This window comes from Kitasatospora sp. McL0602 (assembly GCF_052076145.1).
In the GTDB taxonomy this organism is placed as follows: domain Bacteria; phylum Actinomycetota; class Actinomycetes; order Streptomycetales; family Streptomycetaceae; genus Kitasatospora.
On sequence record NZ_CP197246.1, the window covers coordinates 1,985,360 to 2,009,775 of the forward strand.

Genomic DNA, 24,416 nt, shown 5'->3' on the forward strand with positions numbered 1-24,416 from the left:
TCTCGGGTGCGGACGTGGCGGGGGCGGGCCTCCGCCGGGGTTCAGATGCGGTAGCCGGAGCCCGGGACGGTGACGATCACGGCGGGGTCACCGAGCTTGCGGCGCAGCGTCATCACGGTGACGCGGACGACGTTGGTGAACGGGTCGGTGTGCTCGTCCCAGGCCTTCTCGAGCAGCTGCTCGGCGGAGACCACCGCGCCGCCGGCCCGCATCAGGACCTCCAGGACGGCGAACTCCTTCGGCGCGAGCTGGACCGTCCGGCCCTCCCGCAGCACCTCGCGGCGGCCCGGGTCGACGGAGATGCCGGCCCGCTCCAGCACCGGCGGCAGCGGCACGGTCGCGCGGCGGCCCAGCGCCCGGACGCGGGCGACGAGTTCGCTGAAAGCGAACGGCTTGGGGAGGTAGTCGTCCGCACCGATCTCCAGGCCCTCGACCCGGTCGCTGATGTCGCCGGAGGCGGTCAGCATGATCACCCGGGTGGCCAGGCCCTGCTCGACGATGCCACGGCAGACGTCGTCGCCGTGCACCAGCGGGAGGTCCCGGTCGAGGACGACCACGTCGTAGTCGTTGACCGCGATCCGCTGCAGGGCGGCCTCGCCGTCGTAGACCACGTCCACGGCCATCGCCTCGCGGCGCAGACCGGTCGCGACGGCCTCGGCGAGCAGCTGCTCGTCCTCCACGACGAGTACCCGCACGGTGGTTGTCCCTTCTCCAGGAAGTGGCCCACCGGGCGGCCCGCCGGTGCGGGCCTGCCGGCGTTACGGGCCTTGAGCTGCCCGGACCGGCAGAGCGGCCCCGACGATGGTTCCATCCTGCCTGCTCGGGGGTTAAAGCAGCGGTAAGCGGTACGGGTGACCGCCGTTCGGAGTGTGACGCAGGCAACTTTCTGAGCCGTCGAGGTTTCCCGACCCCGGGGGCGGGGAGGACAGGTTCACACCACGCGATCGCGTTCAGCGCCGGTCGCAACCACCCTCCCGTGCGTTCATCCGCACCGGCTCGGGGTTCACGTGTCATCGGGAGCGGCCTTCGGCCGGCTCATCCACCAGGCGGGCAGACCAGCACTCGTCCGGCATTCCCGTCGACACCACACCTCACGGCCGGGGAACGCCGACCGTGCCCGTCCGACACAGCAAGGGGGCCGTATGGACGCCTTCACCGCCGGAATCCTGCAGCGCATAGAGAACGCCGAGCAGGACCTGCACCGTGCACTCGAATCCGGCGACGAGTTCCTCGCCGAGGTCGAGCAGTCAGAACTCGAGGACCTGCGGCGGCTCGCCGCCGAACACGGCGTCGACCCGGTGCAGCAGATGCACCGCACCGCCGCCTGACGCACCACAGCCCGACGCACCACCGCTTGACGCACCACCGCTTGACGCACCACCCGAGCCCTGGCACCACGTACTCCGTGGGCCAGGGCTTCACCATGCCCGGTGGACGGGGTGGGGCTCAGTCGTGCCAGGCGCCGAGGGCTTCGAGGCGGGCCTGGAGGGGTTCGAAGACGCCGGGTGCGGCGGCGAGGGTCAGCGTGCCGTCGGGGTCGGTGCCCGGACGGCCGCCGGCCAGCGCGCCGGCCTCGCGGGCGATCAGCACACCGGCTGCGCGGTCCCAGGGCTGGAGGCCGCGCTCGTAGTAGCCGTCGAGACGCCCGGCGGCGACGTCGCAGAGGTCGACGGCGGCCGCGCCGCCACGCCGGATGTCGCGGACCTCGGGCATCAGGGCGTGCAGCACCTCCGCCTGGTGCACCCGGACGTCCTGGACATAGTTGAAGCCGGTGCCGACGAGCGCCTGGCCCCACGGCGGAGCCGGGCGGCAGCTGACCGGGCGGCCGTTCAGGAAGGCTCCGCCACCGAGGACGGCGTGGAAGAGCTCGGCCCGCGCCGGGACGGCGACCACACCGGCCACGGCCCGGCCGTCCAGCTCGGCGGCCACGCTGACGGCCCAGCCCGGCAGGCCGTACAGGTAGTTGACGGTGCCGTCGAGCGGGTCGACGACCCAGCGGATTCCGCTGCTGCCGGGGCGCTCGGTGCCCTCCTCGCCGAGGTAGCCGTCGGCGGGGCGGCGCTCGGCGATCAGCTCCGTGACGAGCTTCTCGGAGGCGAGGTCCATCTCGGTCACGACGTCGACGGGGCTGCTCTTGGTGGCGGCGACGCCGAGGTCGGCCGGGCGGCCGTCGAGCAGCAGGGCGCCGGCCCTGGTCGCGGCCTCGGTGGCGGTCGCGAGGAGTTCGGCGAGCAGTTCGGGGCTCGGGGACACGCGGGGTTCCTCCTGCGGTGGGGTCAGCGTTCGGCGGCGGCGGGGCGGGGCGCGCGGGGGTTGGGGCAGCAGGCGACGGCACAGACGTCGTGGCTCGGGCCGAGGGCGCCGAGGGCGCAGCGCTCGACCGGGAGGCCGCGTTCGACGGCGGCCCGCTCCAGCAGCAGGTCGCGGACGGCGGCGGTGAAGCGCGGGTCGGCCCCGACGGTGGCGGCGCGGGCGACGGGCAGGCCCAGCTCGGCGGCCTTGGCGACGGCCTCGGTGTCGAGGTCGTACTTGACCTCCATGTGGTCGGAGACGAAGCCGATCGGCACCATGACGGCCGCCGGGGCGTCGCCGAGCACGTGCAGCGCCTCCAGGTGTTCGCAGATGTCCGGCTCCAGCCAGGGGATGTGCGGGGCGCCGCTGCGGCTCTGGAAGACCAGCTGCCAACCCCGGTCGGCCACCCCGTCGGCCTCGGCGACGGCGTCGGCGACCAGCCGGGCGACCTCCAGGTGCTGGGCGACGTACGCGCCGCCGGGCTTGCCGCGCCTCGGGTCGTCGGGGGCGCCGGAGCTCTCGGCCATGGCGAGCGGGATGGAGTGGGTGGTGAAGACGAGCTGGGCGCCGTCGCGCACCTCGGCGGGCAGCTCGGCGAGGGCGGCCAGCGTCGCGTCGACCATCGGCTCGACGAAGCCGGGGTGGTTGAAGAAGTGCCGCAGCTTGTCGACCCGCAGCTCGGGCAGGCCCTCGGTGCGCAGCTGGGCCAGGGCGTCGGCGAGGTTCTCGCGGTACTGGCGGCAGCCGGAGTACCCGGCGTAGGCGCTGGTGGCGAGGACGGCGATGCGGCGGTGGCCGTCGGCGGCGATCTCGCGCAGCGCGTCGACCAGGTACGGGGCCCAGTTGCGGTTGCCCCAGTAGACCGGCAGGTCGAGGCCGTGCCCGGCGAAGTCCTTGCGCAGGGCGGCCAGCAGGGCGCGGTTCTGCTCGTTGATCGGGCTGACGCCGCCGAAGAGGAAGTAGTGCTTGCCGACCTCGACGAGCCGCTCCTTGGGGATGCCCCGGCCACGGGTCACGTTCTCCAGGAAGGGCACCACCTCGTCGGGGGCCTCGGGGCCGCCGAAGGAGAGCAGCAGCAGCGCGTCGTAGGGCGCGGGGTCGGTGAGGGTGCGCGAGTCGGGCATGGGGTCGATCCTGCCACCAGGAGTGTGACGGGCGGCGGCGGACTGTCCGGTATCAAATCGTTTGCGGCAGTTCGTAAGCTGTCCACCTGAGCCGTGTTCCTTACCCCGCCTCCGTGGAGCCTGTCGTGCTGTCCAGCTACCGCCAGATATTCGCCGCTCCCGGCAGTCTGGCCTTCTCCTCCTCCGGCCTGATCGCCCGGTTGCCGATCTCGATGACGGGCATCGGCATCGTGACGATGCTGTCGCAGCTGCGCGGCAGCTACGGCCTGGCGGGCGCAGTCTCCGCGGTGATGGCCCTGTCGGCGGCGGCGCTGGGCCCGCAGGTCTCCCGGCTGGTGGACCGGTACGGGCAGCGCCGAATAGCCCTGCCCGCCATGGCGCTGACCATGCTCTCCGCCGTCGCCCTGCTGCTCAGCGCGCGCTTCGGCCTGCCGGACTGGACGCTCTTCGTCGGCGCCGCCGGGATCGGGGTGATGCCGAACACCGGCTCGATGGTCCGGGCGCGCTGGGCCGCGCTCTACAGCGACGAGCCGCCCAAGCTGCACACGGCGTACTCCTTCGAGGCCGTGGTCGACGAGATCTGCTTCATCGTCGGCCCGATCCTCTCCATCGGTCTCGCCACCTCGGTCTTCCCCGAGGCCGGGGTGACGCTCGCCGGGATCTTCCTGACGGTCGGCGTGCTGCTGTTCACCGGGCAGCGCCGGACGGAGCCGCCCGTCCATCCGGGCGCCCACCACTCCGGCGGCTCGGCGATCCGCTCGGCGGGGCTCCAGGTGCTGGTGCTGACCTTCGTCGCGACCGGGGCGATCTTCGGGTCGGTAGAGGTCGTCACCGTCGCCTTCGCCCAGGAGCAGGGGCACACCGCCCTGTCGAGCCTGGTGCTCGCGGTGTACGCGCTGGGGTCGTGCCTGGCGGGGATCGTCTTCGGGACGCTGAAGCTCAAGGGTTCGATGGCCGGGCGCTTCCTGGTCTGGACGGCGGCGATGGCGGTCGGCATGGTGCCGCTGGTGATCGTCTCGGCCCTGCTGCGTGGCCCGGCCGGGCTGGTCGGTGTCGGGGCCGCGCTCTTCCTGGCCGGGATCGCCATCTCGCCGACCCTGATCACCGCGATGGCGCTGGTCGAGCGACTCGTACCGGCCGCGCAGCTGACCGAGGGGATGAGCTGGACCACCACCGGGCTGGCCATCGGCGTCGCGCTCGGCTCCTCCGTGGCCGGGCTGGTGGTGGACGGCTCGGGGGCGCCGACGGGGTACTGGGTGCCGGTCGCGGCCGCGGCCTTCGGCGCCCTCACCGCGCTGGCCGGGCTCCGCCGCCTGCGCGCCGGGCTGGACGAGGGCCGGGCCTGACCGGAACAGCTGAGCGGAACGGCTGACGAGAACAGCTGACGGGCAACCATTGCCCCCGGGTGAACGCCTGGTTACGCTCCCCCCTACTCATTGGTAGGACTGCTCGTCGCAGGGACTGGGAGGCACCCGCATGGCGCAGGGCATCGCAACCGGCTGGACGAACTGGGCCGGGAACCAGAGCGCCCGCCCCAGCCGGATGGTCGCACCGGGGTCGGCCGGGGAACTCGGCGACGTGCTGCGGCAGGCCGCCGGGGAGGGACGCACCGTCAAGGCGGTCGGCTCGGGCCACTCGTTCACGTCGATAGCCTCCGCCGGGGACGGCGTGCTGATCCGGCCCGACGGGCTGCAGGCCGTCCGCGAGCTGGACCGGGCGGCCGGGCGGGTCACCGTCGAGTCGGGCCTGCCGCTCTCCGCCCTGAACCGGCTGCTCACGGCGGCCGGGCTCTCGCTCACCAACATGGGCGACATCGAGGTGCAGACCGTCGCCGGGGCGACCAGCACCGGCACCCACGGCACCGGGCGGGACTCGGGCTCGCTGGCCGCCCAGATCAAGGCACTGGAGATCGTCCTCGCGGACGGCAGCGTGCAGCAGTGCTCCCCCACCGAGAACCCGGAGCTCTTCCAGGGCGCCCGGCTGGGCCTCGGCGCGCTCGGCGTGGTCACCGCGCTCACCTTCGGGGTCGAGCCGGCCTTCCTGCTGAAGGCGCACGAGATGCCGATGACCTTCGACCAGGTCCTGGAGGGCTTCGACGACTTCACGGCCGTCAACGAGCACTTCGAGTTCTACTGGTTCCCGCACACCGACCGCTGCTCGACCAAGCGCAACAACCGCAGCCAGGGCCCGGCCGCCCCGCTGCCCGCCTTCAAGGCGTGGCTGGACGACGACTTCCTCTCGAACACCGTCTGGGAGGGCGCCTGCCGGGTCGGCCGCCGCTTCCCGAATACCGTCCCCGCGATCACCGGGCTCGCCAGCCGGGCCTGGTCGGAGCGGACGTACACGGACGTCGCGTACAAGGTGTTCACCAGCCCGCGCACGGTGCGGTTCACCGAGATGGAGTACGCCGTGCCGCGTGCGGCGGCGGTGCCGGTGCTGCGCGAGCTGAAGGCGCTGGTCGAGCGGTCGGACTGGCGGATCAGCTTCCCCGTCGAGGTACGGACGGCGCCCGCCGACGACCTGTGGCTGTCGACCGCGAGCGGGCGGGACACCGTCTACATCGCCGTGCACCTCTACCGGGGCACGCCCGAGCAGGGCTACTTCACCGAGGTCGAGAGGCTGATGACGGCCCACCAGGGCCGCCCGCACTGGGGCAAGCTGCACACCCGGGACGCCGAGTACCTGGCCGCCGCCTACCCGCACTTCGGCGACTTCACCGCGCTGCGCGACAAGGTCGACCCGGGGCGGCTGTTCGCCAACGACTACCTGCGGCGGGTGCTCGGCGCCTGAGGCCCCGTCACGAGGAGGGGCTGCCGCTCGGCGCACCCGGCTCACTGGGCGTGGCCGGCGGCGGCTTCGGGCCGTCCGGGTTGTCGGCGGCCGGGGAGGCCGCATCGCCCGAGCCGCCCTGCTGGCCGGTCGGCGTGCCGGACGGAGTGGCCGAGGGGCTGGTGGTCGGCGCGCCGGTGGTGGGGGAGCCGCTCGGCGTGCCCGACGGGGTCGACGCTGAGCCGCTCGCCGAGCCGGACGGGCTGGGCGAGCCCGAGGGCCTGCCGCCGGGCGTCGCCGATGGCGAGGTGGCCGGGCCGGAGGGCCCGGCCCCGTCCTGCTGGTCGTCCGAGGGCGGCTGCTGCTTGGACTTCCCCGGATTCAGCGAGGTGCCCGAGCTCTCGTCGCCGGTGGTCATCGAGTGCACCGTCCGGCCGCTGGCCAGCTCGACGACCAGGATCGGTGTCATCGCCAGCGCGAACACCAGGGTGGAGACCGCCGCATAGGTCCGCCACGTCCAGCGGCGCTTCGAGCGCAGCGTCTGCGGCTCGTTCCACTCCGTGGAGATCTCGGTGGCCCCGGGCTCGGCGGGGGCCGGGTCGGTCGGCAGCTGCCGGAGGTCGTTGCCGTTGGTCGGGGCCGGCTGGACGGCGCTGCGCAGCTGCTCGCCGGTGCGGCGGAAGAGGTGCTGGAAGAGCGCACCGCCGGTGGTGGCACCGACGCTGACCACCGCCGCGCCGATGATCGTGCCGTACACGCCGAGCTCCGAGGCGAGCACCGCGCCGACGATGGCCGCCAGGGCGCTCGCGGCGACCTGAGCGAGGCTCAGGTCGAGCCTCCGGCCGCCCTCGGGGCTGCCCGTGGGGGCGGACTCGGCGACGGACTCGGCGGTGCGCTCCGGCACGGCGCGGTCGCGGTGGTGCGGCATCAACATCCCTCGGTCGGCTGGGCACGACATCTCGTACAAGACTGTCCATCTTGCACAAAGAAGGACACAAGGGGCGAAAATCCGGTTCTTTCCGGTCGATATATGTGAAGATGATCACCGTTGACCGATCGGAGGTCGGCCATTGGGGTGCGCGTCCTTGAGATTCCCGTGAATCGCGGGAGACTTGAGCGGCGAGCCGCCCCTCCGGATGCCACGAATGGAGTACTGTTCGTGGAGCCTGAGCCTTCGGTCACCGTGTCGACAGCCCATCAGACGGCGGCCCGGGGCACCCGGGCGCGACGTCGACCGGCGACGTGGCAGACAGGCAACCGTGCCACAACGGCGAGCTCAGGCGAAAGCCCGACACGCCGGGTAACTCAGCAAGGTTGTGGCCACTCGCGAGTGGGCAGGCCACACTCAGTACGGGAGCAGCGACGCAGGTGACGTCGGCAGGCACCACCCGGGAGGTAACCGTGCCCGAACTGCGCGTCGTGGCCGTCAGCAACGACGGCACACGTCTGGTGCTCAAGGCTGCCGACAGCACGGAGTACACCCTCCCCATCGACGAGCGGCTGCGCGCCGCCATCCGCGGTGACCGTCCTCGGCTCGGCCAGATCGAGATCGAGGTCGAGAGCCACCTGCGGCCCCGTGACATCCAGGCGCGGATACGAGCCGGTGCCTCCGCAGAGGAGGTCGCCCAGGCCGCCGGAATCTCGGTCGACCGGGTGCGGCGCTTCGAGGGTCCGGTGCTGGCCGAGCGCGCCTTCATGGCCGAGCGGGCCCGCAAGACCGCGATCCGCAGGCACGGCGAGTCGACCGGCCCGCAGCTCGGCGAGGCGGTGGCCGAGCGGCTGGCGCTGCGCGGCGCGGAGAAGGACACCGAGCGGTGGGACTCCTGGCGCCGCGACGACGGCACGTGGGAGGTCATCCTCTACTACCGTGCCGACGGCGAGGGCCGCAGTGCGAGCTGGTCGTACGACCCGCCGCGGCGGCTCGTGCAGCCCAACGACGACGAGGCCCGCGCGCTGATCGGGGAGAACCCGGAGCGCGAGGAGGAGTCGATCTTCCCGTTCATCCCGCGGATCGCCCGGCTGCCCCAGGACCGCCCGGCTCGCCCGATGATCGACCGGCCCTCGCCCGACCGCATCATGTCCGGGCTCGAACGGCCCTCCGCTGACCGGATCATGTCCGGCCGCGAGGTACGGGAGAGCCGTGAGGCGACGGCCGAGAACCTCGACTCGCTGACCAGCCTGCTCGACGTCGTCCCCGCCTTCCCCGGCAGCCTCGCGATGCCCGCCGTCGAGGCGGTCCCCAGCGAGCAGCCGGCCGCGGAGGCGGAGGAGATCGCCCCCGCCGCGAGCATCGGCGCGGGGTCGGCGTACGCGGACATCCTGATGCCGCGCGCTGTCTCCCCCCACCGGGAGCGGCTCGTCGGCACGACGGACCGCCAGGCCGAGGCGGACGGCGTCCGTCCCGGCCGCCGCGCGACGGTGCCCAGCTGGGACGAGATCGTCTTCGGCAGCCGCCGCAAGAAACAGGACTGACGTCCTGCAGTTGCACTACCCAGGGGCGCGGGGAACTGCGCGAGGGGCGGGAGGCACCGGTCGGTCTCTCCCGTTTCGCGCAGTTCCCCGCGCCCCTGCTGGATTGACGCTCCAGTACGTCAGCCGGGGAGGGGGCCGGTGGCTACGGGGTTGTCGGGGTTGTTGCACCACTCGCTCCAGGAGCCAGGGTAGAGGGCTCCCTCGTAGCCGGCGACGGCCATGGCGAGGAGTTGGTGGGCTGCGGTGATGCCCGAGCCGCAGTAGACGGCCGTCGGCCGGTCGGCGACGCCGAGGGTGCGGAAGCGGGCGGCCAGCTCGGCAGCCGGGAGGAAGCGGCCGTCGGGGGCGATGTTCTCCATGGTCGGGGCGTTGACCGCGCCGGGGATGTGGCCGGCCACCGGGTCGAAGGGCTCGACCTCGCCTCGGTAGCGGTCGCCCGCGCGGGCGTCGAGCAGGAGGCCGGTCCGGGCGAACTCGCCGGTCTGCCGGGCGTCCAGCATCTGCATCGCACCGGGGGCGGGCTTGAAGTCGCCCTCCTCGGTGACCGGCTGGCTGTCCGTCAGCGGGAGGCCCGCCGCGCGCCAGGCGCCGAGGCCGCCGTCCAGCACCTTGACGTCCGGGTGTCCGGCCCAGCGCAGCAGCCACCAGGCCCGCGAGGCCGCTGCCGAGACCCAGTCGTCGTAGACCACGACCGTGCGCCCGGAGCTGACGCCGACCCGCCGCATCGCCGCACCGAAGTCGTCGACGGCGGGCAGCGGGTGGCGGCCGGCGCGGCCGGGTGCCGCCGCGAGGTCGCGGTCGAGGTCGACGAAGTGCGCGCCGGGCAGGTGACCGGCCGCGTACTCGGGTGCGCCGGGTGCGCCGCCCTGCTTGTAGCGGACGTCGAGCAGGGTCGGCGGGTGCTCGGAGCCGAGCGCCCGGCGGAGCTCTTCGGCGGTGATCAGCGGCGAGGGGATAGTGTCCATGCCCGCCATTGTGCAGGCGCGGGCCGGGTCTTTGTACGGTCTTTGCCAGGCTTGCCGCGCCGTCCCGCCGTGTCGGCGGCTCCGGAGTGGAACCATCACCCTGGGGCACGCGGCGGCCCGGTCGGTCGGCCCCCGTCGAGGAGGCGCGCGATGACTGCGGTGAAGGTGCGGCTGGCTCAGGGCACGCCCTGCTGGGTGAGCTTGATGACCAGTGACCACGAGGGGGCGATGGCCTTCTACGGCGCCCTGCTGGGCTGGGAGTTCGGGCCGGGGCCCGACCAGCTCGGGACGTACGTGCGGGCGAGCCTCGCCGGTGCGAAGGTCGCCGGGATCGGCGTCACGCCGCCGGGGGCCCGCCACCCGGTGGAGTGGACGACCTACTTCGCCGTGGACGACGCGGACGCGGTGTCCCAGCGGGTGCACGAGTGCGGCGGGACGGTCGCGGTGGGGCCGCTCCAGGCCGAGCACGCCGGGCGGTTGGCCATCGCGGCGGATCTCTCCGGCGCCGCGTTCGGCCTCTGGCAGGGTGAGGAGCACCTCGGCTGGGAGGTCACCGGTGAGCCCGGTGCCCCGGTCTGGAACGAGCTGCTGACCGCCGACGAGCCGTCGGCCACCGCGTTCTACCGCGCCGTGCTCGGCTCGGTGCTGACGCCGGGCGAGGACGGCACCACCCGTCTGCTGATCGACGGGCGCCCGGTGGCGGCGATCCGCCTCACCACCGAGGGCCGTGGCTGGCGGGTGCACTTCGGCACCGCCGACTGCGATCTGACCGCCCGCCGGGCCGAGGAGCTGGGCGGGCGTGTCCTACTGGCGCCGCAGGACACGCCGTACGGCCGGATGGCCCGGCTGGCCGATCCGCAGGGCGGGCGGTTCGTCGTCGTCCAGGTGGGCTGACGCACCGCCCGCGCCGGGCCGGGACGGTCAGTTGACACCGGTGGGCGGGTACCAGCACCACGGCGGGACGATCTGGCCGGGGTACGGCATGATCGGGCAGGGCGGCGGCGTGGGCGTGTACTTGACGGAGGCCCAGATGACCTTGCTGTCCGTGCTCTCGACGGTGATGGCCCCGGCGTCGTAGATGCCCAGCACGGCGCCGTAGTGCCCGCCGGTGCCGCTGTTCCAGACGGGGGTGCCCGTCGCCGAGTAGGCGACGAGGTTGCCGTCGCCCTGGATGACCAGGCTGTTGGCGGTCGGCATCGCCCCGGGGGCCACCCAGATGGCGGTGCCGTTGCGGTAGAGCACCACGTTGCCGTCGCCCTGCATGGCCAGGACGGTGCTGCCGTCGGGCGAGCTCCAGCTCTGGTTCCGGAGCAGGTAGCTGTTGGGCTGGATCTGCACGTGCGGCAGGGTGCTCGCAGCGCTGAGTGCGGTCTTCGGCGCGGGCTTCGGGGCGGCCGGGGTGGCGTGGGCGACGCCGACGGTCAGGGTGCTGAGCCCGATCGCGGCGACGGCCGCCAGGGCCGCGGCTCGTGCACGGAGAGTGGTCACGATGGTCCTTCCAGACGCAACAGGCATACACAGATGCTGATCTGACGGCCCGTCACATTTACGAGGTGGCCGCCGAGCGCCCAGGCTATGGGAGCGGTTGTGAACACCACCAGACACATCGTTCACATCAGCTGACATCAACCGGTCGGGCTCGGAAGGTTTGAAACCGACCGGGGGTCAGCCGCGCTGCTCCTCGAACGGGAGCACGTCCGGCGAGAGCACCGAGACGCGGGCGGCGGCCGCCGTGAGCCGGCGGCGGTGGTGGCGGCGGCAGAGCACCTCGTACCCGACCTCGCCCTCGCTGACCGCGATGTCGCCGACCACGACCTGGGCGCCCTCGACGACCATCACCCCGCCGACGGTGCGTGCGTTGTGGGTGGCTCGGGCGCCGCACCAGCAGAGGGCCTCGACCTGGAGCACCTCGACCCGGTCGGCGAGCTCGATCAGGCGCTGCGAGCCGGGGAAGAGCTTGGTGCGGAAGTCGGTCGTGATGCCGAAGGTGAAGACGTCGATGCCCAGCTCGTCGACGATCCGGGCGAGCTGGTCGACCTGCTCGGAGTCGTAGAAGTTGGCCTCGTCGCAGATCAGGTAGTCGACCCTGCCGCCGGCCGACAGCAGTTGGACGACGTGCACGTGGAAGTCGAAGCCGTCGGAGACCTCGACCGCCTCGGCCCGCAGGCCGAGGCGGCTGGAGATGGTGGAGGCCCCGGCCCGGTCGTGGCGGGAGAAGATGATGCCCTGCCGGCCGCGCGCGGCGTGGTTGTGGTCCAGCTGGAGCGCGAGGGTGGACTTGCCGCAGTCCATCGTGCCGGAGAAGAACACCAGGTCAGCCATGGGTGGAGCAGTGGCCTTTCGGAGAGGTGCGGGTCAGCCGCGGACTTCGAGCAGCGGGACGATCTGCTCGACGGGGGTCATCGACCCGTGCAGGCCGATCATCGAGGACTCGCCGGGCTCCTTGCGGGAGGCGATCACCGCGATGTCGTCCCGGGCCGCCGCGACGACGTCGCCGATCCGGCCGCGGACGCGGTCCTCGACGACCGGGCCGAACCACCCGGCAGCTATCGCCTGGTCCCGGGTGGCGACCCACATCCGGTCCCCGAGCACCTCGCTCCAGACGGTGAAGACGTCGGCCTCGGCGCCGGGCACCGCGTAGACGTGCCGGGCCCGGCCCTCGCCGCCGAGCAGGGAGACGCCCGCGCCCAGCTCCCAGTCCTCGTCGAAGTCGATCCGGTCCTCGGGGGCGATGTCGATCATGCCGTGGTCGGCGGTGACGTACAGCGCCGAGCGCGGGGGCAGCTGCTCGGCGAGCCGCTGGGCGAGGCGGTCGACGGTGTTGAGCATCATCCGCCAGTCGTCCGAGTCGACGCCGAAGCGGTGGCCCGCGCCGTCCAGCTCGCTGACGTACGTGTAGCAGAGCGCCCGGTCGTGCTCGGCCAGCCAGCGGGCGGACTGGTCCATCCGCTCCTCGCCGGTGGTGCGGCCGAGGAAGGTGCCGCCGGAGAGGGCGACCTGGGTCAGCGGGGTCTGGGCGAAGAGCGGCGAGGAGACCTGGCAGGTCGCGACCCCGGCGGCGTCGGCCAGCTGGAAGACGGTCGGGTGCGGCTGCCAGCCGCGCGCGTCGACGGCCGGGTGCCAACGGAGCTGGTTCATCAGGTAGCCGGCGCCCGGGACGGCCAGCGTGTACCCCGCCAGGCCGTGCTCGCCGGGGGGCAGCCCGGTGCCGACGGAGGCGAGCGAGGTCGCCGTGGTGGAGGGGAAGCCGGAGGTGATCGACCGGCCGCCCGCCGCGATCAGCGAGTTCAGGAACGGCGCGTACTCGGGGTGACGCCTGATCAGCTCCCAGCCCATGCCGTCGACCAGGAAGACACAGACCCGGTCGGCGGGCTCCAGCACCAGACCGCTCGTGAGGCCGGGCACGCCGAGCCCGGCCGCCACGGCGGGCAGCAGGTCCGCGAGCGAACCGCTGCCGTAGGCCGGGACGGGAGCGTCGGCGGGGTCGAGGATCTCGAAGGCGTCGTAACCGGGGTACGTCGTCATGAGGAGGCCGTCAGCCCCGGGTGGCGATCGTCGCCTCGGACAGCGCACGGGCGAAGACCAGCGCCTGGGTGACCGTCTCCGGCCCGTCCCCGGCCTCGCTGACGCGCAGCGAGAGGTCGTCGGCCGTGGCCGAGCCGGTGTAGCCGTGGTCGGCCTCGCAGTTCGGGTCGGAGCACCCGGCGGGCTCCAGGTCGAGACGCTGCACCGCACCCCAGCCGATGGTGAGCACGACCTCGCGCGGCAGGGTGCCGGGGGTGTACGTCTCCGGGTTGGCGACCATCCGGCTCAGCACGACCGAGCCGATCCGGTCGAGCCGGACGACCTCGGTGGAGGTGGTCGCGTACGGCACCGGGCTGGTCGCGTCGGCGGCCTGCTCGTCGGTGTGGCTGACCACGAAGCGGGACGGGGTGAGCACCAGCACGGTGACGTGCCGGCGCACCTCGTTGGCGTCGAAGGTGGTCTCCTGGTGCACCAGGTAGGAGGTGATCGGCTCGGGGCCCACCGCGGACTCGACGGCCTCGGACACCAGTGCCGGGTAGTAGCCGCTGCGCTCGATCGCCGAGCGCAGGTCCTGGGTGGTGGTGGTACCGGTCTTCGCCATAGCTCCATCCTGGCATGCCACGCCGGGGTCGCGGGGCCAGTGGCCGAGCTCCCGGGCGTATCAGCGCCCCTTGGCAGGCGCAACCAAGGAAGGTTACAGGCTGCTCATGGCGCGCGGACCCAGATCGCTGCGCACCGGCAGCGGCGCGATCCGCACCCTGGCCCCGAGGACGGCGAGCCCGTGCGGGGCGACGACCACGGGTTCGAGGTCGACCGAGGCGACCTCGGGGAGGTCGTCGACCAGCCGGGAGACCCGGAGCAGCAGCTCCTCCAGGGCCGAGGTGTCCACCGGGGCGGCGCCGCGCCAGCCGAACAGCAGCGGCGCGGCCCGGACCTCGCGGATCAACGCGGCGACGTCCTGGTCGGTGGCCGGGATCAGCCGGTGGGCGACGTCACCGAGCAGCTCGGCGGGGGCGCCCGCCAGGCCGAAGGAGAGGATCGCGCCGACGGCCTGGTCGACGGTGGCGGCGATCACGGTGTCCACCCCGCGCGGGGCGAGCTGCTGCACGACCAGCTGGGCGTGCTCGGCGCCGCCGAGCAGGGTGTCCAGCTCGCGGTGGGCGCGGAGCAGGCCGGGCTCGCCGGTCAGGTCGAGCCGGACGCTGCCGAGATCCGGGCGGTGCCGGAAGCGCTCGGCGGTGGCCTTGAGCGCGACGGGGTAACCGAGCGCGGCGGCGGCCCGCAGGGCGCGCTGCTCGTCCGGTGCGGGCAGCGCGGGGAGCAGGTCGATGCCGTAGTGGCCGAGCAGAGCGGCGGCGTCCGCGTCGGGCAGCGTGATGCGGGCGCCGCCGGGCTGGAGGCGGGCAGAGTAGGTGCGGCGCGTAGCGCCTCCGGCGAGGGTGGTGGTGGGCGACGGGCGGGCTGTGCGGGTGCTGAGGGCGGCCTCGACCAGGGCGCGGGCCTTGGCCTCCTGGACGCGGTCGAGCTCGGGCACCCGGGCGGTCTCCTCGGCGGCGGCGGTGCGGCGGCGCCAGTCGGCGTACTGCACGGCGTTGGCGAGGGCGTGGACGGCTCGCTCGGGCGCGGGGTAGGCGGGGACCTGCCCGGCGCGGACCCGGTCGGAGAGTTCGGTGAGCGCGAGGTGGGTGAGCAGCAGCGGCTTGCCGAGCCGGCGGGCGCGGTCGGCGGCCGCGAGCAGGGCCTCGGCGAACTCGGGTTCGTCGATGCCGAGCAGCTCGTGGTCGGGAGCGGCGATGGGCGGGATGGCGACGGCGATCACGGCGTCCACGGCCGGGTCGGTGAGCGCGGTGTCCAGGGCGATCCGGAAGTTCTCGCCGGTGGCGCCGGTGGTGAGGTCGACGGGCGTGCGGGGGCGCAGCCCGGCGCTCAGGCAGGCGTCGTGGGTGAGCAGGCCGAGCGAGTCGGAGTTGCCGACGACGGCGACCCGGTCACCGGCCGGGAGGGGCTGTCCGGCGAGGAGTTCGCCGGTGTCGTACAGGTCGGTGATGGTCTCGACCCGGATGACGCCGGCCTGCCGGAAGAGGGCGTCGACGGTGGCGTCGTTGAGGCCCCCGGCGGCGGGCTGGACGGCGTGGCCGGGCGGGAGGCTGCCGGTGTGCCGGGCACCCTTGACCACGACGACCGGCTTGACGGCGGCGAGGCGGCGGGCGATCCGGGTGAACTTGCGGGGGTTGCCGAAGGACTCCAGGTAGAGCAGCACGACCTCGGTGGCCGGGTCCTCCTCCCAGTACTGGAGCCAGTCGTTGCCGGAGACGTCGGCGCGGTTGCCGACGGAGGCGAAGGAGGAGATCCCGAGGCCGCGCCGGCGGGCGGCCTCCAGCAGGGCGACGCCGATCGCGCCGGACTGGCAGAACAGGCCGAACGGGCCGCGCTCGGGCAGGACGGGGGCGAGCGAGGCGTTGAGCGGGTGCGCGGGGTCGGTGTCGATCAGGCCGAAGGCGTTCGGGCCGATCACCCGCATCCCGGCGGCGCGGGCCTGGCGGACGAGGGCGCGCTGGCGGTCGCGGCCCTCGGGGCCCGTCTCGGCGTACCCGGCGGTGACGACGACCAGGCCCTGGACGCCGTGCGCGCCGCAGTCGGCGACGGCGGCCGGGACGGCGGTGGCGGGGACGGCGATGATCGCGAGGTCCACCGGGCCCGGGATGTCCAGCAGCGAGCGGTAGCTCGGGCGGCCGTCGATCTCGGTGCCGGGCTCGGCGTTGCGGTTGACCGCGTACACCGGGCCGTCGAAGCCGCCCAGATTCCCGAGCAGGGTGCGGCCGACGGACTGCGGCTGGCGGGAGACGCCGAGGACGGCGACCGAGCGCGGGGTGAGCAGGCGTTGGACGGAGCGGGCCTCGGCGCGGTGTTCGCGGGCCCGCATGACGGCGAGCGAGGCGGCGGTCGGCTCCAGGTCGAACTCGAGGTGCACGACGCCGTCGGCGAAGCTGCGGCGCTGGGTGTACCCGGCGTCGGTGAAGACCTTGACCATCTTGCGGTTCTCGGGCAGCACCTCGGCCGTGAAGCGGCGGATGCCGCGCTCCTGGGCGACGGCGGCGATGTGCTCCAGCAGCGCCGAGGCGACGCCGCGCCCCTGGTGGGCGTCCTGGACGAGGAAGGCGACCTCGGCGTCGGTGCCGGTCTCGGACGGCCTGCCGTCGGGGTCGATCCGGTCGTAGCGGACCGTGGCGATGAACCTGTCCCGGACGACGACGGCCAACCCGACGCGGTTGACGTAGTCGTGGTGGGTGAAGCGGCGGACGTCCTTGTCGGAGAGCCTCGGGTACGGGGCGAAGAACCGGAAGTACTTGGACTGGTCGGAGACCTGTTCGTAGAACTCGACCAGCCGCTCGGCGTCGCCCTCCGTGATCGGGCGGATCCTTGCGGTGCCGCCGTCGCGCAGCAGGACGTCGGCCTCCCAGTGCTGGGGGTAGCTGTGCTCGTCGGGCCGGTGATCGTCCACGTCGGCCAGATTATCGGGCGCCGGTGCAGCGCGGCAGTGCTGTGCGGCGGGTGGGGTGTTGCGCCGCGCCCGGCGGTGGTCTTCCCTGGTGGGACGGGGCGGGACTTTCGACCGTACTTGGCCCCGGACCCGGGGCGCGGCGACGTGTCCAGCAGGTCCGCGTGGCACACTGGTCTAGACAACATGGCTCCACCCAGCACCACCTGAAAGGCACGTCTCATGGCTGAGCGCCGCGTCACCATCGGTTGGCCCGAGGGCCTGCACGCCCGTCCCGCCTCCGTCTTCGTCCGCGCGGCGACGGCCGTCGGCGTGCCCGTCACCATCGCCAAGGAGGGCGGCAACCCGGTCAACGCCGCCTCCATGCTGGCCCTGCTCGCCCTCGGCGCCGCAGGCGGCGACGCAGTCGTCCTGGCGTCCGACGCAGACGGCGCCGACGAGGCCCTGGACCGCCTCGCCAAGCTCGTCCAGGAGGGCCTGGACGAGCTGCCCGCAGCGGCCTGACCGGCCGTACCTGAGGCGCAACCCCAGGGGCGCGGGGAACTGCGCGAAGGCGGCAGGCTACGGCGCTGTCGCTATCTAGCCCGCCCAACTTGCACTACCTGGGGGCGCGGGGACTGCGCGATGCGGAAGGCACCGGACGGTTGCTTCCGATTTCGCGCAGTTCCCCGCGCCCCCAGTGGTTTACGCCCCAGTTCGTGCGCCCCTTGTGGTTGGCGCCCCGGCGCGGGCTGCGTCAGAAGACGGACCAACCCGTGGCGGTGGTGAGGGCGTCGAGGGCGGCCACGCCGAGGACGGAGTTGCCGGCGGGATCGAGGCCGGGGCTCCAGACGCAGACGGCGCCGCGTCCGGGCAGGACGGCCAGGATGCCGCCGCCGACGCCGCTCTTGCCGGGGAGGCCGACGCGGAAGGCGAAATCGCCCGCCGCGTCGTAGGTGCCGCAGGTGAGCAGGACGGCGTTCACCCGCTTGGCCTCGCTGCGGGTCAGCAGCCGGGAGCCGTCGCTGCGCAAGCCGTGACGGGCGAGGAACCTGCCCACCAGGGCCAGGTCGCGGCAGGACGCCGAGATCGCGCAGTGGGCGTAGTAGTGCGCCAGCACGCTGTCGACGGGGTTGCGCAGGTTGCCGTAGCTGGCGATGAAGTGGGCCAGCGCGGCGTTGCGGTGACCGTGCCGGGCCTCGGAGGCGGCGACGGTGTCGTCGGTGACGATCAGGTCGTTGCCGGACTCCGCGCGCAGGAACTCCCGGACGGCGCCCGCCGCGTCGCCGGTCAGCTCCAGCAGCCGGTCGGTGGCGACGAGCGCGCCCGCGTTGATGAACGGGTTGCGCGGGATGCCCTGCTCGGACTCCAACTGCACCAGGGAGTTGAACGGGTTGCCGGAGGGCTCGCGGCCGACCCGCTGCCACAGCCGGTCGCCACCTTCCGCGAGGGCCAGCGCGAGGGTGAAGAGCTTGGAGATGCTCTGGATCGAGAACGGCTGCTGCCAGTCCCCCGCGCCGTACAGCTCGCCGTCGACCGTCGCCAGTGCCATCCCGAAGGACTCCGGATCGGCCTCGGCCAGCGCCGGGATGTAGTCGGCAGGCCTCCCCCGGGCGGGAAGAGCACGGGCGGCGGCCATCGCATCCTGAAGGATCTGCTGATAATCCACCCGGCCATTCTCACAGGCTGAAATCCACCTGCCCCACCCATCCACGCCGCCTACGCTGCGCGGATGACGACAGCCGCGACCACGAACGACCCCGCACACCCGATACGCGCGGCCGCCCGGGACACCCTGGGCGTCGGCATGGGCCTCTTCCCGCTCGGGCTCGCCTTCGGCGTGCTGCTCACCGGGAGCGGCTTCGCCTGGTGGTGGACGCCGCTGTTCTCGCTGCTGATCTACGCGGGCTCGCTGGAGTTCCTGGCCATCGGCCTCTTCCTCGCCCTCACCCCGCTCGCCTCGATCGCCGTGACGACCTTCCTGGTCAACTTCCGCCACGTCTTCTACGGCCTCTCCTTCCCGCTGCACCGCGTCCACGGCCGCCTCCGCCGGGCGTACAGCGTCTACGCGCTGACGGACGAGGCGTACGCGATCGTCGCCACCAAGACCGCCGCCGAACTCAGCAGCAGCCGCATCCTGGCGATCCAGCTCCTCTGCCAGGCCTACTGGGTGGGCGGCGGGCTGACCGGCGCGGCGGTCGGCGCCGCCCTCCCGGCCGGGCTGCACGGGCTCGACTTCGCGCTGACCGCGCTCTTCGTGGTGCTCGCCGTCGACGGCTACCGCGCCGCCCGGGACATCCCCGGCCCGGTGATCGCACTGCTCTGCGCGCTCACCGCCCTGACGGTGGCGAAGGGCCAGCTGCTGGTCGTCGCCCTCGGGCTGTACGTCGCCGCCCTCACCACCCGGTACCTGATCAGGAAGCGAGCCACCCATGCCCGGTGACGGCTATCTCTTCGCCGGACTCCTCGTCATGTTCGCCGTCACCTGCTGCCTGCGGGCGGCGCCGTTCGCCGTCCTCGGCCGGCTGCGCAACTCCGGCCTGGTCGGCTTCCTCGCCACCACCATGCCGACCGGCGTGATGGTGATCCTGGTCGTCCACACCCTGCGCGACCTCGACCTGACGAGCAGTCCGTACGGCCTCCCGGCCGGGCTCGGCGTCCTCGTCACCGCCGCCCTGCACCTGTGGCGGCGCAACGCGCTGCTCAGCATCGTCGCGGGCACCGCAGTCTTCATGCTGGCGAGTCGGCTGCTGTGAGCCGCCGGACGGCGAGCGCCGCCAGCAGGCAGAGCACGCAGACGGCCGCGAGCGAGAGCGGCACGAGCTCCGCCCGCCCGGCGCCGACGGCCGCGCCGACCACCGCCGGGACGACGGCGTTGCCCAGCATGCAGGCCAGCGAGAGCAGCGAGGTGACCCGCTGCGGGACGGCGGCGACGCCGGAGATCCAGGCGATCAGCGTCGGCAGCACCGGGGCGACCGCGAAGCCGACCAGCGGATAGGCCGGCAGCGCCGCGTGCGGGGCGGCGGCGAGCAGCAGCCCGGCCAGCGCCACCGCCAGGCAGACCGGCAGCGCCGCCTGGGCCGACACCCGGCGGGCCAGCTGCGGGACGACCAGCCGCCCGAGGGCTATCCCGCCCCAGAACCCGGCCACGGCCTGCACCGCCGCGCCGTCGCTCCAGCCGCCCCGGACGAGCTGGGTCGCCTCCCAGGTGCCGATGCTGGTCTCCATGCCCGCGTAGAGCAGACCGAGCACCAGGAAGGCCGCCAGCTGCGGACGCCCGAGGCCGCCCCCGGTGGACGGCCCGGCCGGGCCCGGCTGCCGCAGGACTCCCCCGGCGCGGTAGGCGAGCGCGCAGGGCAGCGCGGCCAGGCAGGCGATCAGCGGGAAGGTCTGGATGTTCGTCCGGCCGATCGCGCCGATGGCCAGCGGCCCCAGGATCGCGCCGATGCCGAACACGGCGTTGAGCCGGTTCACCATGACCACGCTGTCGTCCGCGAAGCCGCGCGCGAAGGCGGTGTTGAGCAGCAGCGCCGCGCCGCCGTACCCGCACCCGGTGACGGCCGCCGAGACGGCGAAGGCCGTCCACGAGCCGCTCGCCGCCATGCCCGCCGCGCCCAGCACGAAGAGCGCCAGCGCCCCGCCGAGCGCGCTCTTCGCCGGCAACCTGCGTCCGAGCAGCCCGATCAGCGCGACGCAGAGCAGCGCGCCGAGGTTGTACCAGGTGACGACCCGCCCGACCTGGTGCTCCGCGCCGAAGCGATCGGCCAGGAAGGGCAGCGAGGCCCCGAGCGAGGCAGTGGTCGCGCCCAGCACGAAGAACAGCAGGAAGCCGGAGGCCGCGACGGCCGTGGGCAGCGCCGGAGCTTCGGGGCGGGCCCGTACGGTCGTCTCAGCCACGGCGCAGCTCCAACCGGAGCCGGGCGTCGAGGCCGGTCAGCCGCGCGCGGCCGGGCCCGCCGGGGGCGAGCCCGAGCCCGGTGAGGTCCGGCGTCAGCGCCACCGCCCCGGCGCCGAGCAGGTCACTGCCGCCGACGCCCACGCCCACACAGACCGCACCCGCCGCGACGGCGGAGTGCACCCCGCTGAGCGAGTCCTCGAAGACCAGCACCCGCTCCGGCGGCACCCCGAGCAGCCGACCGGCCGTCAGATACGCGGCCGGGTGCGGCTTCCCGTGGTCGACATCGTCCCGGGTGACGCGGACGGGGAGCAGCTCCAGCAGGCCCAGGCCGCCGAGCGCATTGTCGATCTTGCGCGTCCAGCTGCTGGTCGCCAGCCCCAGCGGCACCCCGGCCCCCGCCAGCAGCCGGACCAGCTCGACGGCGCCGGGGACCGGGGCATAGCGGGCCTCCTCCTCGACACGGTCCACCTCGGCCCAGACCGCAGCCCGCCCATCGGCCGACAACCCCGGGAAGAGCGCCACCACCGTCTCGGCGCCGGAACGGCCGTGCACGAGCTGTTCGGCCTCCGCCGCCGTGACCACCCGGCCGTGCCGGGCGGCCACCGCCCGCCACGCCCCCTCGATCACCGGCCGGGAGTCGATCAGGACCCCGTCCAGGTCGAAGACGACACCGTCGATCTCCTGCATGCTCTGTCCCTCTCGATTCCTCTCGGAAGTCGCACCGCCCACGGGCGCGGGGGCTCACCCGTTGCGGCGCCGCATGAAAGCGGCCGCGTCGTCCTTCCAGACCAGGTACCTGTCGTCGACCAGCAACAGGTCGACGATGCCGTCCCGGAGCGGGTCGAGGGCATCGGTGAGCGAACCGACGATCGGCTCCTCGTGCTTGTTGAACGAGGTGTTCACCAGGGCCGCCTGCCCGCTGCGCCCGTGCCAGGCCATCAGCAGCCCGTGCAGGAACTCGTCGTCCTGCCGGCGGACGACCTGCGGGCGGGCGGTACCGTCCACATGCACCACCGCGGGGCAGGCCTTGGCGAACTCCTCGGTGCAGTCGTAGGTGAGCGTCATGAAGAGCGCCGACGGGTGGTCCGGTCGCCAGCCGAGGTACGAGCCGGCCGCCAGGTCCTCCGCCGTGATCGGGGCGAACGGCATGAACTCGGTGCGCTTGAGGCGCTTGTTGAGCCAGTCGTTCATGGTCGGGTCATCGGTGCTGTAGATCACGCTGCGGCGGCCGAGCGAACGCGGCCCGAACTCCATCCGCCCCCGGTACGTCCCGATGACCTGCTTGGCCTCCAGCGCCTGGAGCAGGATCTCCTCCAGCTCGTCACCCGCCTCCAGCCGACGCAGCGTCGGGTAGTCGCCCAGGGCCTCGGCCAGCTGCGCCTCGGAGACGGTCGCAGCCGGGCCGAGGGCCATCGTGGGCACCCGGTGCCGGGCGCCGCTGTGCCGGTACTCCGCCACGGCCGCGGCCTGCAACGGGAGGCCGCCGTCGCCCATCGGGGGCAGCACGTAGACGTTGTCGACGCCCTCGGTCTCGAGGATCCGCTGGTTGAGCTTGACGTTGGCGAACACCCCGCCGGAGAGGCAGACCTGGCCCGACGGCACCCTACCGATGTGGCGCCTGACGACCGCCGTCAGCAGGTCCTCGACGTGCCGCTGGGCCGCAGCTGCCACGTCGGCGGGCTCGTACTCGGCGATCTCGGCCAGCAGCACGTCCGAGTAGCCGCGGTAGGAGGGCTGGTAGTAGTCGCCGCAGTGGGCCCGGATCACGCCGTCCCGGTGGTCGATCATCTTCCGCATCAGCGGCAGCGCCCGCTCCGCGTCGCCGTTGGCGGCCAAGCCGGTGATCTTGCCCTCGTGCCGGTTCGGACGGAAGCCCAGCAGCTTGGTGATCCGGCCGTAGAAGTAGCCGAGGCTGTCGATCGAGGTCTCCCGCTGGAGCACCCGCTCGCCCTCGGGCCAGTAGTGCGCCACCGTCAGGGACTGGTAGTCGCCCCGGCCGTCACAGGTGACGACCAACGCCTCGTCGAACGGGGAGCAGAGGAAGGCACCGAGCCCGTGCGACTCGTGATGGTCCAGGTAGGCCACCCTGTGCCGCAGCCCGTTCGCCGCCACGAATTCGTCGAACTCGGCGCGCTTCGCCTTGTCGTTATGGAGTTCGTCGGCTATCCGCTTACGCAGATGGGGAATAGCGTCGGGCCGCTGCAGAGCCTCTTCCGCGATCCGGTCCACGTAGAGCAACAAGTGCTTCTCCGCGTCGAATCCGGCGGTCCATCCGTACGCCACGAGGTCGACATCTGCCAGTGCCGCACCGCCCGCGCCGAGCACGAAGTCGATGGACCGCTGCGGCCAGATGCTGTGGTCCTTGACGCGGGTGAACCGCTCCTCACTCACCGCGGCCACCACCTCGCCGTCCCGGACGAGGCAGGCTCCCGCGAGATCGTTGTTCGTGACACCCAGGACGAGCATGGACCATCCCTCTTCTTCGGTGTGGGTGCGGGCCCGGCAGCCGTACGTGGGCATACCGGCCGCACCGGGCAAGGCATCGGCCCGGCGTGATGGTGGATCACATCTGGTGCTGCGAGGCAGCGTTCAGCCCCACTGGGTGTCGTCCAGGGACGCCCCGGACGTCGGAGGGATCGGCGCGGTCAGCGCCACGACGGCCGGGCCGCCCACTACGGCCGGAGCGGCCACGGCAGCAATCAGCACTCGAAGCTTTCGCATCTCTTCACCCCTATTCACCTGCCCGTCGGATCTCCGGCGGTGCCGCAGGTCTCACCTGCTGGACCAGCCTCCCAATCGAGTACTGTCCAGTCCAGGTCGGGGAGGGCACACCAAATTGCACTGCAGCAAGCTGAGGGGTGGAAAATGACCACAACTGTCCCGGCAAACGCCTGGAATGACGGCCCGTCGCACTGGATGGAACTCTGCGACGAACTCGTCCCGCTCTACCGCTGGGCCGTCCAGCACGGGCAGTTGGACCTCCCCAAGGCCGCCGCCGACCTCGGCCTCGACCTCGACGAGGTCGACGGCCGGGCCGACGCCCTCGTCCAACTGCACCTGCTGCGGCTGGTGCCCGGCCCCGACGGCGACCTGCTGGTGCCCGTAGACCCGGAGTCCGCCGCCGCCTCGCTGATCGCACCCGCCGAGATCCAGCTGCGCCACCGGCTGGCCGAGGCCGAGCTGTTCCGCAGCCGGCTGATCAGCCTGGTGCCGGTCTACGCCGGAGAACGACCGCCCCGGGAGAGCTCCCAGCTGACGGTCGAGCCCTCGCTGGACGCCGTGATGGCGCTGATCGAGGACTGGAGCGCCAGGTGCACCACCGAACTGATCACCTGCCAGCCCGGCGGTGACCGCCCGCAGGAGCTGGTGGACAAGGCACTGCCCCGGGACAGGGCGATCCTGGCCCGGGGCGTCCGGCAGCGGACGCTCTACCAGCACACCGCGCGAGCCGGCGCCGCCACCCAGAGCTACGTCCGGAGCGTCACGGCGCTCGGCGGCGAAGTGCGCACACTGCCGGAGCTGTTCGGCAAGATGGTCGCCTTCGACCGGCAGATCGCCTTCATCCCCTGCCGGGACGACCAGACCGGCGCGGTGATCGTCCGGGAGCCCTCCACCGTCGCCTTCCTCTGCCGGGCCTTCGACCTCGCCTGGTCGGTGGCCGAGCCGTACACACCCGTCCGACGCGGCGCCGGGATGTCCGAGGACATCAAGCAGGCCATCGTCAGGCTGCTGGCCGAGGGCCTGAAGGACGAGGTGATCGCCCGCCGGCTGGGCATGTCCATCCGCACCTGCCGCAAACACATCGCCGAAATCATGGACCAGCTCGGAGCCACCAGCCGCTTCCAACTCGGCTACCTCGTCCGGGACCGCGACCGGGGCCCGGCATGAGCCCC

The 24,416-nt window shown here is 73.0% G+C and carries 24 protein-coding genes; 9 read left to right on the forward strand and 15 right to left on the reverse strand.

All coding sequences use genetic code 11. The annotated features are described in order from the left end of the window. Positions 1 to 41: 41 nt before the first annotated feature. Positions 42 to 695: a response regulator transcription factor gene (locus tag ACR68M_RS09095; protein ID WP_441249932.1), complete on the reverse strand. Its 654-nt coding sequence runs from the start codon at positions 693 to 695 to the stop codon at positions 42 to 44. A gap of 447 nt (positions 696 to 1,142) precedes the next feature. Between ACR68M_RS09095 and ACR68M_RS09100 the strand changes: the two genes are divergently transcribed. After that, the gene (locus ACR68M_RS09100) at positions 1,143 to 1,328 is read left to right on the forward strand and encodes a hypothetical protein (protein WP_441249933.1); all 186 of its coding nucleotides are present in this window, start codon (positions 1,143 to 1,145) and stop codon (positions 1,326 to 1,328) included. Positions 1,329 to 1,446: 118 nt separating this feature from the next. Here the strand turns inward: ACR68M_RS09100 and ACR68M_RS09105 are convergent, their stop codons facing one another. Both ACR68M_RS09105 and ACR68M_RS09110 read right to left on the reverse strand, forming a co-directional pair. After that, a complete protein-coding gene (locus ACR68M_RS09105; RefSeq protein ID WP_441249934.1) occupies positions 1,447 to 2,253 on the reverse strand; it encodes an inositol monophosphatase family protein in 807 nt (268 codons plus the stop codon). A gap of 23 nt (positions 2,254 to 2,276) precedes the next feature. Further along, positions 2,277 to 3,416 (reverse strand): ferrochelatase, encoded by a 1,140-nt coding sequence (locus ACR68M_RS09110; protein ID WP_441249935.1) that lies wholly within the window; start codon positions 3,414 to 3,416, stop codon positions 2,277 to 2,279. A gap of 125 nt (positions 3,417 to 3,541) precedes the next feature. On the opposite strand from ACR68M_RS09110, the gene ACR68M_RS09115 reads away from it, so the two are divergent. Together ACR68M_RS09115 and ACR68M_RS09120 are read left to right on the forward strand one after the other, a co-directional pair. Further along, a complete protein-coding gene (locus ACR68M_RS09115) occupies positions 3,542 to 4,762 on the forward strand; it encodes an MFS transporter (protein WP_441251554.1) in 1,221 nt (406 codons plus the stop codon). Positions 4,763 to 4,892: 130 nt separating this feature from the next. After that, positions 4,893 to 6,206: a D-arabinono-1,4-lactone oxidase gene (locus ACR68M_RS09120; RefSeq protein WP_441249936.1), complete on the forward strand. Its 1,314-nt coding sequence runs from the start codon at positions 4,893 to 4,895 to the stop codon at positions 6,204 to 6,206. A gap of 7 nt (positions 6,207 to 6,213) precedes the next feature. On the opposite strand, the gene ACR68M_RS09125 is transcribed toward ACR68M_RS09120, so the two are convergent. Beyond that, a complete protein-coding gene (locus ACR68M_RS09125) occupies positions 6,214 to 7,113 on the reverse strand; it encodes a hypothetical protein (protein WP_441249937.1) in 900 nt (299 codons plus the stop codon). Between the two features lie 440 nt (positions 7,114 to 7,553). Between ACR68M_RS09125 and sepH the strand changes: the two genes are divergently transcribed. Beyond that, complete coding sequence (gene sepH, locus ACR68M_RS09130) at positions 7,554 to 8,657, forward strand: septation protein SepH (protein WP_441249938.1); 1,104 nt, start codon at positions 7,554 to 7,556, stop codon at positions 8,655 to 8,657. A 119-nt stretch (positions 8,658 to 8,776) separates the two neighbouring features. Here the strand turns inward: sepH and ACR68M_RS09135 are convergent, their stop codons facing one another. Then, positions 8,777 to 9,622: a sulfurtransferase gene (locus tag ACR68M_RS09135; protein ID WP_441249939.1), complete on the reverse strand. Its 846-nt coding sequence runs from the start codon at positions 9,620 to 9,622 to the stop codon at positions 8,777 to 8,779. A 150-nt stretch (positions 9,623 to 9,772) separates the two neighbouring features. Here ACR68M_RS09135 and ACR68M_RS09140 point away from each other — a divergent pair, with 150 nt between their 5' ends. After that, positions 9,773 to 10,516 (forward strand): VOC family protein, encoded by a 744-nt coding sequence (locus ACR68M_RS09140; RefSeq protein ID WP_441249940.1) that lies wholly within the window; start codon positions 9,773 to 9,775, stop codon positions 10,514 to 10,516. Between the two features lie 27 nt (positions 10,517 to 10,543). Here ACR68M_RS09140 and ACR68M_RS09145 read toward each other — a convergent pair whose 3' ends face one another. From ACR68M_RS09145 to ACR68M_RS09165, 5 genes are all read right to left on the reverse strand, one after another. Then, the gene (locus ACR68M_RS09145) at positions 10,544 to 11,110 is read right to left on the reverse strand and encodes a hypothetical protein (RefSeq protein WP_441249941.1); all 567 of its coding nucleotides are present in this window, start codon (positions 11,108 to 11,110) and stop codon (positions 10,544 to 10,546) included. Between the two features lie 177 nt (positions 11,111 to 11,287). Continuing rightward, positions 11,288 to 11,944: a thymidine kinase gene (locus ACR68M_RS09150; protein ID WP_441249942.1), complete on the reverse strand. Its 657-nt coding sequence runs from the start codon at positions 11,942 to 11,944 to the stop codon at positions 11,288 to 11,290. A gap of 33 nt (positions 11,945 to 11,977) precedes the next feature. After that, positions 11,978 to 13,147 (reverse strand): alkaline phosphatase family protein, encoded by a 1,170-nt coding sequence (locus ACR68M_RS09155; RefSeq protein WP_441249943.1) that lies wholly within the window; start codon positions 13,145 to 13,147, stop codon positions 11,978 to 11,980. 10 nt (positions 13,148 to 13,157) lie between these two features. Beyond that, positions 13,158 to 13,748 (reverse strand): DUF5998 family protein, encoded by a 591-nt coding sequence (locus ACR68M_RS09160; RefSeq protein ID WP_441249944.1) that lies wholly within the window; start codon positions 13,746 to 13,748, stop codon positions 13,158 to 13,160. Between the two features lie 93 nt (positions 13,749 to 13,841). Next, on the reverse strand, positions 13,842 to 16,649 hold the full coding sequence (locus ACR68M_RS09165; protein WP_441249945.1) for a bifunctional acetate--CoA ligase family protein/GNAT family N-acetyltransferase: 2,808 nt from the start codon (positions 16,647 to 16,649) through the stop codon (positions 13,842 to 13,844). A 219-nt stretch (positions 16,650 to 16,868) separates the two neighbouring features. Between ACR68M_RS09165 and ACR68M_RS09170 the strand changes: the two genes are divergently transcribed. Then, positions 16,869 to 17,150: an HPr family phosphocarrier protein gene (locus ACR68M_RS09170; protein WP_441249946.1), complete on the forward strand. Its 282-nt coding sequence runs from the start codon at positions 16,869 to 16,871 to the stop codon at positions 17,148 to 17,150. Between the two features lie 232 nt (positions 17,151 to 17,382). Here the strand turns inward: ACR68M_RS09170 and ACR68M_RS09175 are convergent, their stop codons facing one another. Next, positions 17,383 to 18,264: a glutaminase gene (locus ACR68M_RS09175; RefSeq protein ID WP_441251555.1), complete on the reverse strand. Its 882-nt coding sequence runs from the start codon at positions 18,262 to 18,264 to the stop codon at positions 17,383 to 17,385. 93 nt (positions 18,265 to 18,357) lie between these two features. Between ACR68M_RS09175 and ACR68M_RS09180 the strand changes: the two genes are divergently transcribed. Both ACR68M_RS09180 and ACR68M_RS09185 read left to right on the forward strand, forming a co-directional pair. Then, positions 18,358 to 19,068, forward strand: a complete 711-nt coding sequence (locus tag ACR68M_RS09180) for an AzlC family ABC transporter permease (RefSeq protein WP_441249947.1) — start codon at positions 18,358 to 18,360, stop codon at positions 19,066 to 19,068. Beyond that, positions 19,058 to 19,381, forward strand: coding sequence for a branched-chain amino acid transporter permease (locus ACR68M_RS09185; RefSeq protein WP_441249948.1), 324 nt, complete (start codon positions 19,058 to 19,060; stop codon positions 19,379 to 19,381). The genes ACR68M_RS09180 and ACR68M_RS09185 overlap by 11 nt, the downstream gene beginning before the upstream one ends. Here the strand turns inward: ACR68M_RS09185 and ACR68M_RS09190 are convergent. The 4 genes from ACR68M_RS09190 to ACR68M_RS09205 form a co-directional block, all read right to left on the reverse strand. Beyond that, positions 19,356 to 20,522: an MFS transporter gene (locus ACR68M_RS09190; protein WP_441249949.1), complete on the reverse strand. Its 1,167-nt coding sequence runs from the start codon at positions 20,520 to 20,522 to the stop codon at positions 19,356 to 19,358. The two genes, ACR68M_RS09185 and ACR68M_RS09190, sit on opposite strands and share 26 nt — an antisense overlap. Next, complete coding sequence (locus tag ACR68M_RS09195) at positions 20,515 to 21,210, reverse strand: HAD family hydrolase (RefSeq protein ID WP_441249950.1); 696 nt, start codon at positions 21,208 to 21,210, stop codon at positions 20,515 to 20,517. The genes ACR68M_RS09190 and ACR68M_RS09195 overlap by 8 nt, the downstream gene beginning before the upstream one ends. A gap of 54 nt (positions 21,211 to 21,264) precedes the next feature. Further along, positions 21,265 to 22,989, reverse strand: coding sequence for a carbamoyltransferase C-terminal domain-containing protein (locus tag ACR68M_RS09200; protein ID WP_441249951.1), 1,725 nt, complete (start codon positions 22,987 to 22,989; stop codon positions 21,265 to 21,267). Between the two features lie 123 nt (positions 22,990 to 23,112). After that, complete coding sequence (locus ACR68M_RS09205; protein ID WP_441249952.1) at positions 23,113 to 23,244, reverse strand: hypothetical protein; 132 nt, start codon at positions 23,242 to 23,244, stop codon at positions 23,113 to 23,115. Positions 23,245 to 23,388: 144 nt separating this feature from the next. Here ACR68M_RS09205 and ACR68M_RS09210 point away from each other — a divergent pair, with 144 nt between their 5' ends. After that, complete coding sequence (locus ACR68M_RS09210) at positions 23,389 to 24,411, forward strand: LuxR C-terminal-related transcriptional regulator (RefSeq protein ID WP_441249953.1); 1,023 nt, start codon at positions 23,389 to 23,391, stop codon at positions 24,409 to 24,411. Positions 24,412 to 24,416: the final 5 nt, after the last annotated feature.

Excerpts from the sequence above, each read along its gene's own strand:
- ACR68M_RS09180 (WP_441249947.1), top strand. The coding sequence starts at position 18,358 with ATGACGACAGCCGCGACCACGAACGACCCCGCACACCCGATACGCGCG.
- ACR68M_RS09175 (WP_441251555.1), bottom strand. The coding sequence starts at position 18,264 with ATGGCCGCCGCCCGTGCTCTTCCCGCCCGGGGGAGGCCTGCCGACTAC.
- ACR68M_RS09150 (WP_441249942.1), bottom strand. The coding sequence starts at position 11,944 with ATGGCTGACCTGGTGTTCTTCTCCGGCACGATGGACTGCGGCAAGTCC.
- ACR68M_RS09200 (WP_441249951.1), bottom strand. The coding sequence starts at position 22,989 with ATGCTCGTCCTGGGTGTCACGAACAACGATCTCGCGGGAGCCTGCCTC.
- ACR68M_RS09155 (WP_441249943.1), bottom strand. The coding sequence starts at position 13,147 with ATGACGACGTACCCCGGTTACGACGCCTTCGAGATCCTCGACCCCGCC.
- ACR68M_RS09110 (WP_441249935.1), bottom strand. The coding sequence starts at position 3,416 with ATGCCCGACTCGCGCACCCTCACCGACCCCGCGCCCTACGACGCGCTG.
- ACR68M_RS09160 (WP_441249944.1), bottom strand. The coding sequence starts at position 13,748 with ATGGCGAAGACCGGTACCACCACCACCCAGGACCTGCGCTCGGCGATC.
- ACR68M_RS09100 (WP_441249933.1), top strand. The coding sequence starts at position 1,143 with ATGGACGCCTTCACCGCCGGAATCCTGCAGCGCATAGAGAACGCCGAG.
- ACR68M_RS09120 (WP_441249936.1), top strand. The coding sequence starts at position 4,893 with ATGGCGCAGGGCATCGCAACCGGCTGGACGAACTGGGCCGGGAACCAG.
- ACR68M_RS09185 (WP_441249948.1), top strand. The coding sequence starts at position 19,058 with ATGCCCGGTGACGGCTATCTCTTCGCCGGACTCCTCGTCATGTTCGCC.
- ACR68M_RS09140 (WP_441249940.1), top strand. The coding sequence starts at position 9,773 with ATGACTGCGGTGAAGGTGCGGCTGGCTCAGGGCACGCCCTGCTGGGTG.
- ACR68M_RS09205 (WP_441249952.1), bottom strand. The coding sequence starts at position 23,244 with ATGCGAAAGCTTCGAGTGCTGATTGCTGCCGTGGCCGCTCCGGCCGTA.
- ACR68M_RS09195 (WP_441249950.1), bottom strand. The coding sequence starts at position 21,210 with ATGCAGGAGATCGACGGTGTCGTCTTCGACCTGGACGGGGTCCTGATC.
- ACR68M_RS09125 (WP_441249937.1), bottom strand. The coding sequence starts at position 7,113 with ATGCCGCACCACCGCGACCGCGCCGTGCCGGAGCGCACCGCCGAGTCC.
- ACR68M_RS09210 (WP_441249953.1), top strand. The coding sequence starts at position 23,389 with ATGACCACAACTGTCCCGGCAAACGCCTGGAATGACGGCCCGTCGCAC.
- ACR68M_RS09170 (WP_441249946.1), top strand. The coding sequence starts at position 16,869 with ATGGCTGAGCGCCGCGTCACCATCGGTTGGCCCGAGGGCCTGCACGCC.
- ACR68M_RS09135 (WP_441249939.1), bottom strand. The coding sequence starts at position 9,622 with ATGGACACTATCCCCTCGCCGCTGATCACCGCCGAAGAGCTCCGCCGG.